Annotated in this window: 17 protein-coding genes; 4 read left to right on the top strand and 13 right to left on the bottom strand. The window is 64.0% G+C overall.

The features are described from left to right. Nucleotides 1–75: 75 nt before the first annotated feature. The 8 genes from PQR53_RS24360 to phnS all read right to left on the bottom strand — a co-directional run bounded on the left by PQR53_RS24360 (nt 76) and on the right by phnS (nt 8,290). Complete coding sequence (locus PQR53_RS24360) at nt 76–636, bottom strand: phosphonate degradation HD-domain oxygenase (RefSeq protein ID WP_408459524.1); 561 nt, start codon at nt 634–636, stop codon at nt 76–78. Between the two features lie 4 nt (nt 637–640). Continuing rightward, nucleotides 641–2,092 carry a phosphonoacetaldehyde dehydrogenase gene (phnY, locus tag PQR53_RS24355; protein ID WP_323047910.1) on the bottom strand — a complete coding sequence of 484 codons (1,452 nt, stop codon included), beginning with the start codon at nt 2,090–2,092 and terminating at the stop codon, nt 641–643. Next, on the bottom strand, nt 2,089–3,363 hold the full coding sequence (gene phnA / locus PQR53_RS24350; RefSeq protein ID WP_408459521.1) for a phosphonoacetate hydrolase: 1,275 nt from the start codon (nt 3,361–3,363) through the stop codon (nt 2,089–2,091). Before phnA ends, phnY begins: the two co-directional genes overlap by 4 nt. A gap of 57 nt (nt 3,364–3,420) precedes the next feature. Then, complete coding sequence (locus PQR53_RS24345) at nt 3,421–4,155, bottom strand: phosphonate utilization associated transcriptional regulator (protein ID WP_408459518.1); 735 nt, start codon at nt 4,153–4,155, stop codon at nt 3,421–3,423. 75 nt (nt 4,156–4,230) lie between these two features. Beyond that, nucleotides 4,231–5,094: a 2-aminoethylphosphonate ABC transport system, membrane component PhnV gene (gene phnV / locus PQR53_RS24340; protein ID WP_408429148.1), complete on the bottom strand. Its 864-nt coding sequence runs from the start codon at nt 5,092–5,094 to the stop codon at nt 4,231–4,233. Next, nucleotides 5,084–6,031: a 2-aminoethylphosphonate ABC transporter permease subunit gene (locus PQR53_RS24335; RefSeq protein ID WP_408459515.1), complete on the bottom strand. Its 948-nt coding sequence runs from the start codon at nt 6,029–6,031 to the stop codon at nt 5,084–5,086. The genes phnV and PQR53_RS24335 overlap by 11 nt, the downstream gene beginning before the upstream one ends. Beyond that, on the bottom strand, nt 6,009–7,109 hold the full coding sequence (gene phnT / locus PQR53_RS24330) for a 2-aminoethylphosphonate ABC transport system ATP-binding subunit PhnT (protein ID WP_408459512.1): 1,101 nt from the start codon (nt 7,107–7,109) through the stop codon (nt 6,009–6,011). Before phnT ends, PQR53_RS24335 begins: the two co-directional genes overlap by 23 nt. 89 nt (nt 7,110–7,198) lie before the next feature. After that, on the bottom strand, nt 7,199–8,290 hold the full coding sequence (gene phnS, locus PQR53_RS24325; protein WP_408459509.1) for a 2-aminoethylphosphonate ABC transporter substrate-binding protein: 1,092 nt from the start codon (nt 8,288–8,290) through the stop codon (nt 7,199–7,201). Between the two features lie 364 nt (nt 8,291–8,654). Between phnS and PQR53_RS24320 the strand changes: the two genes are divergently transcribed. Next, nucleotides 8,655–9,767: a 2-aminoethylphosphonate--pyruvate transaminase gene (locus tag PQR53_RS24320; protein ID WP_408459506.1), complete on the top strand. Its 1,113-nt coding sequence runs from the start codon at nt 8,655–8,657 to the stop codon at nt 9,765–9,767. Nucleotides 9,768–9,884: 117 nt separating this feature from the next. Here the strand turns inward: PQR53_RS24320 and PQR53_RS24315 are convergent, their stop codons facing one another. Further along, nucleotides 9,885–10,640 (bottom strand): DeoR/GlpR family DNA-binding transcription regulator, encoded by a 756-nt coding sequence (locus tag PQR53_RS24315; protein ID WP_179737906.1) that lies wholly within the window; start codon nt 10,638–10,640, stop codon nt 9,885–9,887. A 173-nt stretch (nt 10,641–10,813) separates the two neighbouring features. On the opposite strand from PQR53_RS24315, the gene PQR53_RS24310 reads away from it, so the two are divergent. The 3 genes from PQR53_RS24310 (at nt 10,814) to nadE (ending at nt 14,790) form a co-directional block, all read left to right on the top strand. Beyond that, nucleotides 10,814–12,373, top strand: a complete 1,560-nt coding sequence (locus PQR53_RS24310; RefSeq protein ID WP_408459543.1) for an ABC1 kinase family protein — start codon at nt 10,814–10,816, stop codon at nt 12,371–12,373. Nucleotides 12,374–12,593: 220 nt separating this feature from the next. Next, the gene (locus PQR53_RS24305; RefSeq protein WP_408459502.1) at nt 12,594–13,466 is read left to right on the top strand and encodes a DMT family transporter; all 873 of its coding nucleotides are present in this window, start codon (nt 12,594–12,596) and stop codon (nt 13,464–13,466) included. Nucleotides 13,467–13,926: 460 nt separating this feature from the next. Further along, complete coding sequence (nadE, locus tag PQR53_RS24300) at nt 13,927–14,790, top strand: NAD(+) synthase (protein ID WP_408459499.1); 864 nt, start codon at nt 13,927–13,929, stop codon at nt 14,788–14,790. Nucleotides 14,791–14,917: 127 nt separating this feature from the next. Here nadE and PQR53_RS24295 read toward each other — a convergent pair whose 3' ends face one another. The 4 genes from PQR53_RS24295 to PQR53_RS24280 all read right to left on the bottom strand — a co-directional run bounded on the left by PQR53_RS24295 (nt 14,918) and on the right by PQR53_RS24280 (nt 16,732). Then, nucleotides 14,918–15,187, bottom strand: coding sequence for an RNA-binding protein (locus PQR53_RS24295; RefSeq protein WP_323047900.1), 270 nt, complete (start codon nt 15,185–15,187; stop codon nt 14,918–14,920). Between the two features lie 5 nt (nt 15,188–15,192). Next, the gene (locus tag PQR53_RS24290) at nt 15,193–15,339 is read right to left on the bottom strand and encodes a hypothetical protein (protein ID WP_408459496.1); all 147 of its coding nucleotides are present in this window, start codon (nt 15,337–15,339) and stop codon (nt 15,193–15,195) included. 279 nt (nt 15,340–15,618) lie between these two features. Further along, complete coding sequence (locus PQR53_RS24285; RefSeq protein ID WP_408459494.1) at nt 15,619–15,969, bottom strand: hypothetical protein; 351 nt, start codon at nt 15,967–15,969, stop codon at nt 15,619–15,621. A gap of 100 nt (nt 15,970–16,069) precedes the next feature. After that, nucleotides 16,070–16,732, bottom strand: coding sequence for a hypothetical protein (locus PQR53_RS24280; protein ID WP_408459491.1), 663 nt, complete (start codon nt 16,730–16,732; stop codon nt 16,070–16,072). Nucleotides 16,733–16,873: the final 141 nt, after the last annotated feature.

Here is a 16,873-nt window from a genome sequence, read left to right as displayed (position 1 = left end):
GGCATGGAATGCGCCAGAAATGGCGCGAAGATGGCGCAACAAGCACGCCCGGAGATCAGCCGAAAATCATCTCATTCAGGCAGCCACGCGCTTCTGCATCACGCGCTCGACTATGCTCATATAGTGATCGAGACCCGGCGTCGCGCGGCTCTCTTCTTTCGCGCGATCGTCCCATCTGCGCAGGCGCAATGCGTCTTCCGCGTAGGGCTTCTGCAGGAATGCCTCCGCCTCTTCCTTACTGAAGATGCCACCTTGCAACTCCAGACTCCGCACCGAATCGGCGGAAAGCTGGCCGAAGTACGTATCGTCGATTGCACACAGGCAGCGCTTGGCGTCGACGTGCAGCCGGATCGGCTCCAGCACCGCATCCGACAACACCGGCCGCAAGAACGGCAGCGCGAAATACTGATGCAGATCGTCGATGCCCCGCCCCGTCGGCGTCTCGCCCTGCAGATTCAGCAGATGCCCGAGGTCGTGCAAAAACGCAGCGGCGACGAGGTCGTCGCCGGCGCCTTCCTGTTCCGCCAACGCACCGCTCTGCAGCGCATGCTCGAGTTGCGTCACAGGCTCACCGCTGTAGGCAAGGCTGCCGTACTTCTCGAATAACGAACGGATGTCGTTCAAACTCAGTGCCACGCTCTTACTCCCACGGTAATGAAAAGGTCTTCAGGTTGGTGAAGCTCTTCATCGCTTCCTGAACGCCTTCCTTATAGCCGAGCCCGGAATCCTTGATGCCGCCGAACGGCGTCAGCTCGATCCGGTATCCCGGCACTTCCCACACGTTGACCGTCCCCACGCGCAATTCGTTGATGAAGCGCGTGATGGCGTCCTGCCGGTTCGTGCACACGCCTGACGACAGCCCGAACGGCGTGCCGTTACTGATCCGGATGGCGTCGTCGAGCGTGTCGAAGGTGATGATCGGCGACACGGGCCCGAAGGTTTCTTCACGCACCAGCGCCATCGACGGATCGACGCCATCCAGCACCGTCGGCGCATACAGCGCGCCGACGCGCTCATTGCCGATCCGCAAGCGCGCGCCGGCCGCGATCGCTTCGTTCACACGTGCCTCGAATAGCTGTGCGGCGGCGACGTCGATCACGGTGCCCATCTGATTTGATGCATCGAACGGATCGCCATAGGTCCATGCACGCGTCTTCTCCACGACCAGATCGGTGAAATCCGCCGCGATACTCTTTTGCACCAGGATCCGCTTGACCGCGGTACACCGCTGGCCGGAGTTCTTATACGAACCTTGCACGGCAAGCGTCGCCGCGCGATCGAGATCGGCATCTTCGAGCACGATCAGCGGATCGTTGCCGCCCAATTCCAGCACGATGCGCCGGTAGGCCGCCTTTGCCGCGATATATTTGCCGATCGCCACGCCGCCCGTGAACGTGACGAGCTCGGCCAGCGGATGCGTGATCAGCTCATCGGCGATTTCGCGCGGATCGCCGGTCAGCACCTGCAGCATCGGCGCCGGCAAACCCGCTTCATAAAGAATGTCTGCCAGATACAGCGCCGACAGCGGCACCTTCTCCGACGGCTTGAGCACCACACGGTTATTCGTCGCGATCGCAGGCGCGATCTTGTGCGCGACCTGGTTCATCGGATGGTTGAACGGCGTAATCGCGACGATCACCCCAGCCAGCGGCTCACGCTGCGAAAACACACGACGCTTCTTGCCATGCGGCGTGAGATCGCAGGAAAAACTCTGTCCGTCGTCACGCAAGGCCTCGATCGAGGCAAACTTCAACACATCGGCAACGCGGCCGATCTCGTAGCGCGAATCCTGCTTCGACAAACCCGACTCGAGCGAAATCAGGTCCGACGCGTCCTCGGTGCGCTCCCGCAGCAAGGCCGCGGCACGCTCGAGAATCTGCGAACGTTCGTAGCGCGTGAGCGTCGCCTGATACGCGGCGGCATAGTCGAACGCGGCGCGCACATCGTCGATGCTCGCCAATGGGACGGTGCCCACCCGCGTCCCCGTATAAGGATCGAACACGTCGAGCGTGCGCGAGCGCGTCGCGCGCTCGCCTTTGAGCCGCAGCGCTTCCGCCCGAAACGCCGGATGGTCCCGCAGCACGGCGTTCATGATGCCGACACGTGATTCAATGCAACGTCGAAAATATCGAAGTTGCGCAACCGCTTACCGGCGGGCAATCCTTCGACGCGGCGATTGAACAGCAGCGGCACCTCCTGCTCCGAAATCCCGCCGTGCGAGCGCAACGGCACGGTCAATCCGGACAGATCATGTTCCTTGCGACGCGTGCCGAGCACCACGTGTTTGGTGCTGACCACCACGATGTCGCCGACGCGGTCGTTCGGCAGCTCGAAGCGCTCGCAGGCGGCGCGATTGTCGAGCACGACTTCAATGCCCGGCAAACCACCGATCCGCTCGATCACCTGCCCGACGCTTACATCGTGCGGCAGGTACACCGTCGCGAACGAACCGAGCGCGCCGTGATGCACGACATACGGATCGGTGATCGGCAGAATCACGCGCGCTTTGCTGGCCCCAAGCCAATCGTCCAGCACATCCTGCAGATAGATCACATTCGGCTCGCCGGTTTTCGGCTCGTGCTTGGCGTTCATGCCATGGTCGGCGGTCAAGCCGATCACCCAGCCGAGCGCGTCGAGCTTGGCGAGGTAGCCGTCCATCATGGCGTAGAAGTCGTTCGCGCCCTGGGTGCCCGGCGCCCATTTGTGCTGGATGTAGTCGGTGGTCGACAGATACATGAGGTCGAGCTTGCGGGTTTCGGCAAGCCGCACGCCGGCGGCGAACACGAATTCGGACAAGCCCGCGCTATACACGTCAGGCACCGGCAAGCCGACCAGATCGAGCACTTCGTCGATGCCGTTTTCTTCGCGCGTCACCTTGTCGGCTTTTTCCGCCGAGAAGCAGATGCCCTTCAGTTGCCAGCCGAGCAGCCGGCGCAGCTTGTCTTTCGCGGTCACCACGGCCACCGCGGCGCCTGCTTCGGCCGCGGCCGCCAGCAAAGTCCCCGCGCGCAGATAGGCCGGATCGTTCATCATCACTTCCGCGCCTTCCCCGCCGTTTGCGTCCGGGTCCCAGAAGTAATTGCCGCAAATGCCGTGCACCGAGGGCGGCACGCCGCACACAATCGAGAGATTGTTCGGGTTGGTGAACGACGGAATCACACAGTCGCCCTTGAAGACCGCGCCGCCCTCGATCATCTTGCCGATGAAAGGCGCGACGCCCGCCGCGACCGCAGCTTCGAGGTAATCGTATTCACAGCCATCGACGCACACCACCACGGTCGGTTGCGAGGGCAGCCGGTAGCGGCGGCCGTTGACTTCGATCGTACGTTCGCTTGCGCTTGCGTTTGTATTTGCGTTTTCCATCGTTATCTTCCATGCGTGAAGAGCACACGTGCTCCAGTCAATCCGTTGCAACCAGTCTCAATCATTCGATGCCACCGCCATCCGTACCGCGCTCAACGGCCCCGCCGGTTCGCACGCCTCACGCGCGCGCCGCAGGCCGCCATTCACGTGCGCATGCATGAGCGCCGCGGCATGGTCGGCGTCGCGCGAGGCCAGCGCCGTCAGGATCGCGCGGTGCTCGGCTAGCGAGCGCTCCATCGCGTCGGCATGCACCACCAGCGCGGCGCGGCGAAACAGGCTCAGTTCGCTCACCAGCCTTCGATACGTCTCATACAGCTTGACGTTGCCCGATGCCGCCACGATCGCGTCGTGAAACGCCACATTGGCACGCGCGTAGGCATCGTGGTCCTGCGCGTCGAGTGCCGCGCGCATCGCGTCGAGCCACTCGCGCAACGCCGCCAGTTCGCGTGCATCGATACGCGCCGCCAGCATCCGGCACGCCGCCTCTTCGAGCACCGCACGCACCGCATAAATCTCGTCCGCTTCCGCCAGCGACACCGTGCGCACGAACACGCCGCGGTTTTTCTCGGTGCGCACAAGGCCGGCTTGCTCCAGCGCGCGGAACGCCTCGCGCACCGGCCCGCGCGACACCTGCAGACGCGCGGCCCAGTCGGCTTCGTTGAGTTTGTCGCCGGGCTCGAGCGCCCCTTCGATGATGTGCCGTTCGATTTCGTCGCGGACCAGCGTCGTCAGCGAATGCCTGCGCACAACCTCAATCGGATCGACAGAAGCAGTTTGCATATATTCGGTCATTCTGACAAATTTTGCCACATCGATATATGTTCGCACGCCGCTTGCCACGCAAACACAACATTCAGAAGATGCGCGTCAGTCCACCCGACGGCGCGGGACACGCGCCGCGATCAGCAGCAGCGCGGCAAGCGAGACCATCAGCAGAATCAGCGACAACGCGGAAGCCGGCAGGTAATAACCGCGCTCCACCTGACCGACCACGACGATCGGCACCGTCGCGAAACCCGGCGGATATACGGTGAGCGTGGCGCCGAGTTCGCCGAGCGACAGCGCGAAGCCCAAAGCGAGGCTCGCGCGAATGGCGGGCACCAGTTGCGGCAGCACGACGCGGCGCAGCACCATCGACGGCGGCGCACCGAGACTCGCGGCCGCTTCGCGCAGAACGGTCAATTCCGGGCGCAATGCGGCGGCCGCGCACCGGTAGCAGAACGGCAGCACCAGCGCGAGCTGCACGAACACGACGATCGCCGCCGAGCTCGACAGATCGAACGGACGCTTGTGGTACGCGATCAACACGGCCAGCCCGAGCACGACGCTCGGCACGCCGTTAGGCATCATCGCGATGGTGTCGACGAACGCGCCGAGACCGCGCCGGTCGCGGCCTTCGAGCGCCAGCGCCAGCCAGAGCCCGAGAATCGTGCCGAGCACGGCGACGCCCATGCCGATTTCCAGGCTCGTGGTCAGCGCGTCGAAGTCGCTGGACCCCAGCCGTTCGAACCAGCGCATGCTGAGACTGTCCGGCAAGATCGTGCCCGACCAGTGCCCGGCCACGCTCGATAACGCGACCACCAGCACCGGCAAGACGAATAGCCAGAAGCACAACAACGCGGCGAAGCCGAGAAACAGGCCGCCGAGCACGCGCACCGGCAGACTGCGGCGCACCGGCCGCGCCTTCTTGTGCATGACCGGCAGGACGGTCGGGTCGAGTTCAACGGCCATGGCCCGCTCCTTTCACCTTGCGACGGTTGACCTGGCGGTACAACGCATACAGCGACAACGACATGATCAGCATGACGACCGCGCCGGCGGCGGCAGTTGGCAGATCGAGATCGACTGTCGCGGAACTGTAGATCGCGACCGGCAGCGTGATCAGATGCGCGCTGCCGAGCACCAGCAGAATGCCGAACTCGTTCAACGTCAGCAGGAAACACAGGATCGTGCCCGCGGCGATACCCGGCCACGCGAGCGGCAGGATCACCTTGAACGCGACCATCCAGCCGCTTGCGCCGAGACTGCGGGCGGCTTCGATCAGACGCATGTCGAGCGTGGCGAACGAAGCCAGCGTCGGACGCACGACGAACGGCGCGTAGAACACCACTTCCGCGAGAATCACGCCGCCCACGCCGAACAGAAAATCGAGCGGCGGCGCCTCGAGATGGAACAGCCGCTGCAAGCCGATACTGACCGAACCTTGCGAGCCGTACAGAAAAATCAGCGTGAAGGCGACCAGAAACGACGGGAACGCGACGAACAGCTCAAGGAAACGCGTGATCATCCGCGCGCCGGGAAACGGCTTGAAAAACAGCATCGACGCCAACGCGACGCCGAGCAAGGACGCGAGCCCCGCACTGGCAAACAGAATCCACAGCGTCGTGCCGACCACGCCGCGCGTTTCCGGATTGCCGAAAAACGCGGAGTAGGCCTGCAGGCTCAAACCATGCGGACCGGTGAGACTGAGCAGCACCAGACGCACCAGCGGATAAATAACCAGTGGACCGAGCACGACCACCGCGAGGAACAGCAGGTGCCATTGCGCCGCGCGTTCGCGGCGCTTCACCGCTGCCGTGTGCGAGGCCGCGCTGGCCGTGCGGCGAGCGTCGGCGGCGGCCGTCGCGCTCATCGAATCGGGCGTATCAGGGGTTGATAAGGACGACATCGTCAGCCTCATAACGCAGTGAAACACGCGCGCCCTTCTCCGGCATCATGCCGTGGCCGCGCTGCATGGTGACCAGCACAGGCTCGTTGGGCATCGCGTCCAGAGCGACCGACACCGACAGCACCGCGCCGTACCATTCAACCGACGTAATCGCGCCATGCAACTGCCCTTCGCCGAGCGGCACGATGCGCAGCGCTTCCGGACGCAGGCAGGCCACCTGGTCACGTTCGTTGTAGCGCACGTCGCCCATACCGAATGCGACCTGCGGCGGCAACAGATTGGCCGCGCCCAGATAACGCGCGACGAAGCCGTCGTTCGGCGCGTCGTACAACTGCTGCGGCGTGCCGAGTTGCGCGATGCGGCCTTCGCGCATCAGCAGCGTACGGTCGGAGAGCACCAGCGCGTCGTCCTGATCGTGCGTCACGCAGACGATCGTCAGATTCGGCAGGCGCTCGTGCAACGCCTTCAGTTCGGAACGCACCGAGGCGCGCAAATTGGCGTCGAGTGCGGAAAGCGGTTCATCGAGCAACAGCACATCGGGCTCGATCACGAGCGCGCGCGCCAAGGCCACGCGCTGCTGCATGCCGCCTGACAATTGCGCGGGCATGTGATGCCCGGCGTCGCCCAGTTGCACGAGCTTCAACGCATCGGCGACACGGCGCGCGACATCTTTCGACGGCGTGCGGCGGGCGCGCAACCCGAAAGCCACGTTATCGAACACCGACAGATGCGGGAACAGCGCATAGCTCTGAAACAGCAAGCCGAGATTGCGCTTGTGCGGCGGCACATGCGTCAGATCGTGACCGGCGACCGTCAAGGTGCCGGCCAGTCCGTCCGCTTCAATGAACCCGGCGATGAAGCGCAACAGCGTGGTCTTGCCGCACCCGCTGCGGCCGAGCACGGTGAGCAGTTCGCCGCGCTGAATGGTCAGCGACAGATCATCGAGCACGGTGCGCGTTCCGAACCGCACGGTCAGATGATCGATCTGCACGCCGCCCGGCGTGTTCGAACGCGCGGCGTCGAGCGCGTCCGGCGAGGCGCCGAGCGCGCCGGGGTTAGCGAGACTGGCCGTATTCACCGGGTTCATCCTCCAACTGGATTAATGCTGACGCGGCGCCCCGCACGAACACGGGAAGCGCCGCCTGACTCAATGACGAACGGTCCGGCTTACTTCGGCTTGACGACTTCGAGCTGCTTGCCCGACGAACCGATCACGTCGTTCTTCCAGCGTGCGGTCCAGTCAGCCTTCTTCGCCATCACCTGGTTCCAGTCCACCGGAATCAGCGTCACGCCGGCGATGGCCTGCTTGACGGCTTCGCCGTTCTTGCCGGTGAGCGGCACGTCGGTACGGGCCGGGATACCGAAGATGTCCGGCACCTTGGCCTGCACGTCCGTCGACATCAGGTAGTCGATCAGCTTCTTGCCTTCTGCCTGGTTCGGGCCGTTCTTGATCAGGCCGATCGCGTACGGCAGCTGGAAGGTGGTCGGCTTACCGCCGGCGCTGGCTGCGAGGAAGATCGGCTTGAGCGACAGACCGCCGTTGGCCGCATCGTCCAGATCCATCTGCAAGTCGCCGTTGGCGAAGGCGATTTCGTTACGCGAGAGCAGCACGTCGAGGTAGCCAGTGCCCTTGGTGTGGAACTTGGCGCTCTGTTCGAGCTTCTTCAGGTAGTCGAACGCCTTGTCTTCGCCCATCAGCGCCGAGGTCAGGATGATCACGGCCATGCCGTCGCCAGCCGTGGCCGGGTTCGAATAAGCGATCTTGCCGCTGTAGTCCGGGTGCAGCAGGTCGGCGAAGGTCTTCGGCTGGGTCTTGACGACGTCCGGGTTGATCGCGAACGAGAAGTAGTTGTTCACGAACGTCGCCCATGCACCGTTCGACGCCTTGGCGATGGCCGGCACGTTCTTGTAGTTAGCGCTCTGATAAGCCTGCAACAGGCCGCTCTGGTCGGCTTGCTGGATGAACGGCGGCAACGTGACGAGCACGTCGGCCTTCGGCTGATCCTTTTCGATAGTGGCGCGGTTCACCACTTCGCCGCTACCCGCCGTGACGATGTTGACCTTCACGCCTTCCTTCTTTTCGAAGGCCGGCAGCACATCCTTGTAGAGATTTTCGAGGCCGTCGGCGGTGTACAGCACCACTGCGTCAGCCGCGTGCGCTTGCATCGCCATGCCACCGAACGCTGCGGCGGCGACCAATGCCGGCAATAGCTTGCGTGCGAGGCCCGCCGTGGCGTGAAGGGAATTCGTCTTTGTCATGTCGCTCTCTCCGAAAGGCAAAAAACCAGACGGTCGGGATTTTCCCGATACCTGTTGTGATTGAACGGCGATAGCGCCGTGCCGCTTGCGTGTTGCCCGCAGCCAGCTGTCGTGCAGTTTTCGTATCGATTGCAGATTGCCGACAACTTTGCCGCTTCTTCTCCAGCCTGACTTACAGCCCATCTACGACACTCGCGCTGCCTGCCATGCCTGATCGGGCACGGCAAGGATCACAGGTTTCCATGACAACGCCATGACTATTCTGTCGGCTTCCAAAAAATGACACAATTCGCCAATAATATCCAAACCAATCTTTTCGTCACCCGGCGCGGGCGACGAACATTCATCTGCTGACGGAGGCTGTGTGATCCTTGGAAACGACCCAATCCTGTTGACGCCGGGCCCCCTCTCCACTTCGCCGCAAACCCGCGAAGCAATGCTGCGCGACTGGGGTTCGTGGGACGCTGCGTTCAACCGCATGACTCACGGCGTATGCGCCGAGCTGGTGAAGATCGTACATGGCGAAAATGACTATGTATGCGTGCCGCTTCAAGGCAGCGGCACGTTTGCGGTGGAAGCGGCGCTCGGCACGCTGGTGCCGCGTCAAGGCTGTGTGCTGGTTCCGAACAACGGCGCATATTGTGCCCGTCTGGTCAGAATCTTGCAGCGAATGGGGATCGCTTATGTCGAACTGGCCCTGCGCCAGGACGAGCCGGTCAGCGCCGCCGCGATCGAAGACGCCTTTAATCGCAATTCGCGCATCACCCACGTCGCGCAGGTGCATCTGGAAACGAGCGCTGGCCTGCTCAATCCGCTCGACGATATCGCCGCGGTGTGTCAGCGACACGGCAAGTCCCTGATCGTCGATGCGATGAGTTCATTCGGCGCGTTGCCGATCGACTTACGGCGCGGTGGCATCGACGCGCTGATCTCGGCGAGCGGTAAATGCCTGGAAGGCGTGCCGGGAATGGGCTTCGTGATCGTGCGGCGCAGCGTGCTGGAAGCGAGCGAAGGACGCTCGCCATCGCTCGCGCTGGATCTGCACGATCAGTACGTTTATATGGAGAAGACGACGCAGTGGCGCTTCACGCCGCCGACTCACGTGGTCGCCGCGTTGCGCCGGGCACTCGATCAGTTCATCGCGGAGGGCGGACAAGCGGCGCGCGGCGCACGCTACAGGCGCAACTGCGCGGCGTTGGTGGACGGCATGAAAGCGCTCGGCTTCGAGCCGTTCCTGAAGCCTGAAGTGCAGGCGCCGGTGATCGTCACGTTCCACGCGCCGCGCGACCCGGCGTGGAACTTTGCGGACTTTTATGCCGCGGTGCGCGAGGCGGGCTACGTGCTCTATCCGGGCAAGCTCACTGAAATGGAAACGTTCCGCGTCGGCTGCATCGGTGCGATCGATGAGAACGAACTACGCAACGCGGTGGCCGCGATCGGCCGTACGGTCGAGAAGTTGGGTATCCGTGTGAGATAACGCGCGGCGCGATGGCGATCAGACTGGGGGGACTGGCCCGCTGATGAGAGCTGGTGGGGCGGGAGGGCTCGCGTTCGGCGCCTCCCCCGGTTTCCGACGCCTGGACCCATTTCCGCTTCAGGCGATCAGGATTTCCGGCCCATGCGCCGTGATCGCCTTACCGAGCGTCTTCTCCGGCGCCAGTTCGGTGACCAGATAACGCGCCGACTCGATGCCGTTGATACGCACCGGCGTCACGCGCCCAAACTTCGAGTGATCGGCGACGACCACCACCATGTCGGCCGCGGCGATCATGCGGCTGCGCACTTCGGCGGCCATGCGGCTGTAGTCGGTCAGGTAGCCGTCCGGCGAAATGCCGCCCGCGCCGATAAAGGCGAAGTCGGCGTGGTATTGCGTCAGCTGGTGGACTGTGTCGAGCCCGAAGGTGGCGTCTTCGATATCCGATAGTTCGCCGCCGAGCAGTGTTACGCGGTTATCGTTGCGGCGGCCGAGCAGCAGCGCGATACGCCAGTCGTTCGTATAGACCGACAGGCGATGCCGGTCGAGCAGCGCGCGCGCCACCGCCTGAGTGGTGCTACCCGAATCGATGATCAGCGAAGCGCCGTCCGGCACGAACTCGGCCGCGCGCTCGCCGATCGCCCGCTTCGCGCCAGCGTTGGCGGCTTCACGCGTATCGAGGTCGGGCTCGCGCCGGTCGCTCGACAGCGCGCCGCCGTGGGTCGTGACGAGCAGACCGCGCCCGGCCAGCGCATTCAGATCACGGCGGATCGTCTCGCGCGACACATTCAGTTCGCGCACCAGTTCAGCGACCGAGAGCGCGCCGGTTTTGGCGACTTGCGCCAGGATATATTGGTGACGTTGTTCTGCGAGCATCTGTTGAGGGCCGGAAGCCGGCACGCTTGGGTTTCGCCACAGGTGAAAGGCCGGCGTATTGTATTACGCGCGGCGCGGGGATGCTCCTCCTGACGCGCTTACCTGCTAACCTGAACGCCCTGGCCGCGCGCCCACGCCTGTCGAAGCCGCTTAGTCCGTCAACCGAACTGCCGATGCCGCCACTGTTTCGCCGTTTACTCCTGTTGTTCCACGCGTTGCGTTATGGCGCGCGCCTGATCTGGCTTGCTGCCCCGCCCGACCACAAACTGCACTGGATGATCGAGCTGGTCGGCCGTGTGCATGCGTCCGGGCGCAGCAGCGAGCGCCTGCACGGTGTGCTGCCCGCGCTCGGACCGCTCGCGAGCCGCTTCGCGCAGACCCTGGTTGAACGGCCCGAGCTCGCGACCGGCACCCTGCACGATGCCATCGACGCGATCGATCATCTCGAAGCCCCGTTGCCGCCGCAGGCATCCGAACAGGCGTTGGCGCGTGCATTCGGCCGGCCGCTCGCCAGCCTCTTCAGCGCAGTCGACCTGGTGCCGGTGCGCGGCGGCTTTGCCGAACAGACGCATCTCGCGCGGCTGCTCATACCGGTCAACGGCCATAGCGAAGTGGCCATCAAGCTGGTGCGCGCCGAACAGCTACAACAGATCGGCGACGAGCTCGCGCTGTTGCGCTGGGTCGCGCGCTGGCTGGAGAAGCTTTCCGGATCCGCCCGGCGGCTGCGACTGCGGACGTTGGCGCAGACCTTCACCGACGACATCCTGCGCCGCTTCGATCTGCGCGCCGAAGCCGCCAATCTGAGCCAGACCGGCCATCATTTCGACGGCGACACGCGCATCGTCGTACCGGACGTCATCTGGGACCTGTGCACCAGCCACACGCTGACGATGCAGCGCGTCAGTACCCTGGCCGCAAGCGACCTGCCCGGCCTGCACGCCCATCACGTCAAGCTCGCGCCGCTGGCCGCGCATATCGTCGAGGTGGTGACTGAACAGGCGTTCGAGCACGGCTTCTTTCACGCGACGCTCGATGCACGCCGGGTGCGCGTGAGCGTCGAGCCGGACACGCTGGGACGCCTCGTGCTGGCGGAGTTTTCGATCATGTCGAGTCTGTCGACCGGCGAACGCGAGTTCTTCGTGCACGGCGCGACCGCGCTGTTCGACCAGGACTACGGCCGGCTTGCCGAACTTCATCGTGAAGCGGGGCATGTGCCGCACGACACGCGTAAGGAAATGCTCGAAGCCGAATTGCGCACCCGCGCCGAAGCGCATTTCGCAGCCGAACCGGAAGACCGCTCGGCGGGTTCGCTATTTCATCATCTGCTGCACGCGGTGCACCCGTTCGACGGCACCGTGCCCAGCCATCTCGCCACCGCGCAGCGCTCGTTCCAGCAGGCGGAAATGCTGGCTCGCGCGCTGCATCCGGGCGTCGATACGTGGAATGTCACGCGCGGCGTGCTGGCGGGGATTGCACGGCGTGACATGGATCACCGCGGCTGGATCAAACGCATCTCGCGTGAGCTGCCGCATCTGGCGCATATGCTGCCACGCGTGCCCCAACTGGCCGTGCGCTACCTGCAGCACGAGCACGACCGCGCCCGCACGCCGCGGCAGAATGCACAGCTGATGCTGGACATCGGCCGTGAATATCGTCGCACGCGTGTGCTGCTGTGGGCATGCGCGGTGTGCGGCGGGGTGCTCGGCGCGGGGACGGTTTTGTTGATGTGGTGAGGTGCGGTTGATGGCAATGCCGGCGGGATGCTGATGCCGCTGATGTGGCGATGCCATCGGGACGCCGATGCCGCTGACCTGATGGCTGATAAGGAGAGCACGCTCCAAAGCGAGACTCGGGCAATCCGCCATCGAGCAAAACACCCGCGATTGCAGCTTCGAACAAGACGCGCGCCGCGTGTCCCGGCAAGATGGCCGCTTTCCCCTCCGACCGTCTCCGATGCTCGCTTCGTCAATCGCCGCCGTATTCGTCGTATTGTGGTCGACCGGTTTCGTGGTCGCCCGGGCGATCACACCCTACGCCGATCCCAATCTGTTCCTGCTCGCGCGCTTTGCCGGCACCGCGCTGATCTTCGCGCTTGCCGCGTTCGCCGCACGCGCCGCCTGGCCGACCGGCCGCGATCTCGGCAAACATCTGCTCGCGGGCGCCCTCCTGCAAGGCGTCTATCTTGGCGCGGGCTACTGGGCCGTCGCCCAGGGCTTGAGCGCCGGCGTGATGGCCTTGCTCGGCGCGTTGCAGCCGCTCGCAACTGCCGCCGTCGCAGCACCGCTGTTTGGCGAGCGACTATCGCGGCGCGGCTGGATCGGCATGGCGCTCGGCCTGGCCGGCGTCGTGCTGGTTCTCGGACCCAAACTCGCTGCGGGCGCGCCGCCCACCCAACACGGCCACGCGCCGCCGTGGCTGGTCGTGCTCATCTCGATCCTCGCGATCGGCGCAATCACCGCGGGCACGTTGTTCCAGAAGACTTCGCTGGCCAAGGCCGATATCCGCAGCGCAAGTGCCGTGCAGAATTTCGGCGCGGCGGTGGTTGCGGCAATGCTTGCGCTGGCGCTCGGCGAGCATCGTTGGATTCCATCGGCCGCTTTGTGGGCGTCGCTGGCGTGGGGCATCGTGATGCTGTCCGGGATCAGCGTGACCTTGCTGGTGTGGATGGTTAGGCGCGGCGATGCCGCGCGTGCCACCGCGTTGATGTTTCTCGCGCCGCCGCTTGCCGCCCTCGAGGGGTATGTCGGCTTCGGCGAAACGCTGTTGCCGGTGCAGCTCGCTGGATTTGCGTTGGCGCTGGTGGGCGTACTGCTGGCGAGGTCTTGAGAGTTTGAATGGCGTACACGGGCCCGCTCCAGCCAACGGGCGTTCGTCAGGCGTGGCGGGCGGTACATTTTGCTCGTCAACCGTAGCTGAACCTGGTGCAGACTGGCCTGGCCGATTGGGGTGGTTCATCGCGTATTTGCGCAAACCTGATTATTATTGACTGCTCCCCGGCTCGGGCAACGCTCGGAACGCGGATGTTGCTAAGCACATTGGCATCTATCGATCAAGACGCGGCCATTCACCCCTATCACGGCATTGACAGTCCATATCTAACGTTCCGCGCGGCTGATTAAAGGCCGCGCAAAATGAATTTAAAGCCAATATCCCGCGATAAAGCCGCGAGATTGATTTGTCACATCATGCCCGCAGAACCGGTGCGTTCGTGGCGCTGCCGCTCCTGCAGCCGCACGGGCGTTAAGACATCGAGATGCGCACCACTCCACATCGAGGAAAGACGAACATGACGCAACATGACCCAGCCGCACGCCAGGCCAGCATCGCAGCGGAAATGCACGTCGCCGCCGGGTTCGACGCCGCACAGGAAATCGAGCGCCGGGTTGCTTTTCTGGCTAACTATCTGCGCAGCAACGGCCTGAAAACCTACGTGCTCGGCATCAGCGGCGGCGTCGATTCGACCACCGCCGGCCGGCTTGCGCAACTCGCGGTCGAACGGCTGCGCGCCGAACATTACGACGCGCGCTTCGTCGCGATCCGTCTGCCCTACGGCGTGCAAAAAGACGAAGCCGACGCGCAGCAGGCCCTGAGTTTCATTCGGGCGGACGAAAATCTCACCATCGATATCAAACCTGCCGCCGATGCAATGCTCGCCGCGCTGAACAACAACAGCAACGTGCGATTTAACGACGACTCACAGCAGGATTTCGTGCACGGCAATATCAAGGCACGGCAGCGGATGATTGCGCAGTACGCGCTCGCCAGTGCGCGGGCCGGCGTGGTGATCGGCACGGACCACGCGGCCGAATCGGTGATGGGATTTTTCACGAAGTTCGGCGACGGGGGCGCCGATGTGCTGCCGCTCACCGGCCTGAACAAGCGCCGGGTGCGGGCACTGTCCAAAGCCTTGGGCGCGCCCGAGGCGCTGGCGCACAAAGTGCCGACCGCCGACCTCGAAATGTTGCGCCCACAACGGCCGGACGAAGACGCCTACGGCATCCCTTACGACGACATCGACGACTTTCTGGAAGACAAACCGGTGAGCGACGCCGCGCGCGAAACGATCTTGCGTTTCTACGATGTCACGCGGCACAAGCGGGCGCTGCCTTACACGCCGTTCGACTGGCCGGTGAAAGCAGGCGGGGAATGAGAGAAGACGTGCAATAACGAGAATGCGGGGAGAGGATGCACGTCAAAAATGCGCCAGACGCCGCGTGCGCTCCCCATTCGACGCTTTGGCGCGCGCCCTCGCGACAAGACGCCCCGTCGCGACGAGTTCAGTGAGCAGGCGGCGACTCGTCGTCGCTGAACAGATCGGCACTCGCCTCAAGCGTCAAGCCGCCCAATTGCTTGCCGTGGATCTGACGCGCGATCACCTCGCCCACATAGGGCACGTCCGCGTCCAACTCGACCGTGGCGTAGGCGGTAGGCTTCCCGGCATCGACCACCTCGATATTTTTCGCGTAATGCCCAAGCTCATGCTTGAGAAAATCCCGTACTTCCTGCTCGCTGCACGATTCCGCGATATTGCGCACGATCAGGTTCATGCGGCCTACCCTCGGCGAGAGCCGCGATCCGCGGTATGCACGCGCACCGGGCGCAGTGCGGCACGCTGTTTCTCCTGAGCGGCAGCGAGTTGGCGAATCAACGCAGCGCCAGCCGCACCCAACGCAGCCAATGACAGATAGAAGGCAATCATTTAAATCTCCCCTTCGAATTTCGTCCTGTTTTCAGGATAGTCACAATCGACAACAAAAGCGATGCGACACAATGCCGTAAAAGACGGATCTTAAAATCTGCCGTTAGTGCACTGTACCTGAATAAACAGCAGTAAAAATAGCAAAACACATGTTCATTTAGTGATGCAGGCCCGCCACGGGCGTCAGACGCAGACGCTGGTCGCAAAAACCGGGCTGCGCTACGCATCGCCCACTGACATCCTCCGGGGACGTGCGCAAAGGCGCGCTGACCGTCTGGATCAGTCCGCCGCTTGCACGTTGGCGGCGCTCACCCACCACGCATTCTTGCCATGCGGCACCTGAACCAGCACGGCGGACGGATCGTCGACGCCGTCGTCGGCAACTTCGCATACCGCGAGCCCGTCCGGCAGGCGTTTCACCTCCCCGGCTGCCTGGAACAGCGCGACCCGCTGCGCGTTCAACGGCCGCAATTGCCGGTACACGTCGAAACTGATTGCCGCGGGCACATCGCCGCGGATCTGCAGCGAGCCGGCACCGCCGCAGCGCACGGGTTCGGCGGCAAGCGCCGCGGCGCTGCCAAACAGACAGCCGACAGTGAGTGCCAGTGCGGCAAGGCGTGAATGCGTCATGGTGATTCTCCGAGAATAAGTAGGGACAGCGCGCTGCCAGAGGCGCGGCTGGAAGCATGCGAATCAACCACCTGATCGACGCGGACTGAGACAGGCAGCCTCATGGCACACCGTCGCGGCCGTCGCTTCGTGCGTTGCTCTCGCCGGTCGCGACATCGAGACGGCTCACGTCGCAAGACGTCTGGCTGAAGCCCGAATAGACCACCGACCAGTTACCGACAATCGCGGCTTGCGCCTCCGCGAGGCTCAGTTTCCCCTCGCAAACGCAGCGCTTGAGCATGACCGCGGCGCGCGCCTTGCGGCGCTCGCCCTCGTGGCCTGCCCACGGCAGAAGATCGAGATTGGAGGGTGCATCCGGCGCGCCGCCGAGCACAATGGGCACGCGCCGGTCCAGCGCGAAACCCTGACCTCTGCCGGCATCGATGCCACGCGCGGCCAGCATGCGGTCCTTGTGTGCCATCAACTCGTCGAACGGCGGTGCGACCGTGTCCGCATAGCCGGGCCGGCAAATCGTTTCGCCGACCGACTGCTGCGTGACGCGCTCGTCGAGCATTGCTGCATCCTGGGCCCGGACTGCACCGACGCGCAAAGCGAGTACGACAGCGAAGCCGAGCAGCATCGCAACGCGCGTTGTGCGGGCGATGCCGCCACGACGCGCGACGACGCGCCCACGCGGGTGCGTCGGTGGAGTGGCCTGATATGTCATGCTGGTTGCGTCGCGGTAATGGATGCCGCGACGCGTGTCTGCATTGCCTGCGTTCATTCTTCGGCGCGCCGGTAGCGGCGCGCAATAGTTCAATTCGCAGACTAATTAAAACACATCCAATATCCCCCGCGCGAAATAGACGCATTTGCGCGGGTTCATGCCGACGCCTTCTGGTGCGCTCAAGTTGTCTGCCGGCGC

This window comes from Paraburkholderia fungorum (assembly GCF_046027605.1).
GTDB lineage: Bacteria > Pseudomonadota > Gammaproteobacteria > Burkholderiales > Burkholderiaceae > Paraburkholderia > Paraburkholderia fungorum_F.
This window is presented reverse-complemented; position numbering and strand designations above follow the sequence as displayed.

Bases quoted from the DNA above. Each gene is read 5' to 3' on its own strand.
- phnY (WP_323047910.1), bottom strand. From the start codon at position 2,092: ATGAACGCCGTGCTGCGGGACCATCCGGCGTTTCGGGCGGAAGCGCTG.
- phnA (WP_408459521.1), bottom strand. From the start codon at position 3,363: ATGGAAAACGCAAATACAAACGCAAGCGCAAGCGAACGTACGATCGAA.
- PQR53_RS24345 (WP_408459518.1), bottom strand. From the start codon at position 4,155: ATGACCGAATATATGCAAACTGCTTCTGTCGATCCGATTGAGGTTGTG.
- phnV (WP_408429148.1), bottom strand. From the start codon at position 5,094: ATGGCCGTTGAACTCGACCCGACCGTCCTGCCGGTCATGCACAAGAAG.
- PQR53_RS24335 (WP_408459515.1), bottom strand. From the start codon at position 6,031: ATGTCGTCCTTATCAACCCCTGATACGCCCGATTCGATGAGCGCGACG.
- phnS (WP_408459509.1), bottom strand. From the start codon at position 8,290: ATGACAAAGACGAATTCCCTTCACGCCACGGCGGGCCTCGCACGCAAG.
- PQR53_RS24315 (WP_179737906.1), bottom strand. From the start codon at position 10,640: ATGCTCGCAGAACAACGTCACCAATATATCCTGGCGCAAGTCGCCAAA.
- PQR53_RS24310 (WP_408459543.1), top strand. From the start codon at position 10,814: ATGCCGCCACTGTTTCGCCGTTTACTCCTGTTGTTCCACGCGTTGCGT.
- PQR53_RS24305 (WP_408459502.1), top strand. From the start codon at position 12,594: ATGCTCGCTTCGTCAATCGCCGCCGTATTCGTCGTATTGTGGTCGACC.
- nadE (WP_408459499.1), top strand. From the start codon at position 13,927: ATGACGCAACATGACCCAGCCGCACGCCAGGCCAGCATCGCAGCGGAA.
- PQR53_RS24295 (WP_323047900.1), bottom strand. From the start codon at position 15,187: ATGAACCTGATCGTGCGCAATATCGCGGAATCGTGCAGCGAGCAGGAA.
- PQR53_RS24290 (WP_408459496.1), bottom strand. From the start codon at position 15,339: ATGATTGCCTTCTATCTGTCATTGGCTGCGTTGGGTGCGGCTGGCGCT.
- PQR53_RS24285 (WP_408459494.1), bottom strand. From the start codon at position 15,969: ATGACGCATTCACGCCTTGCCGCACTGGCACTCACTGTCGGCTGTCTG.
- PQR53_RS24280 (WP_408459491.1), bottom strand. From the start codon at position 16,732: ATGAACGCAGGCAATGCAGACACGCGTCGCGGCATCCATTACCGCGAC.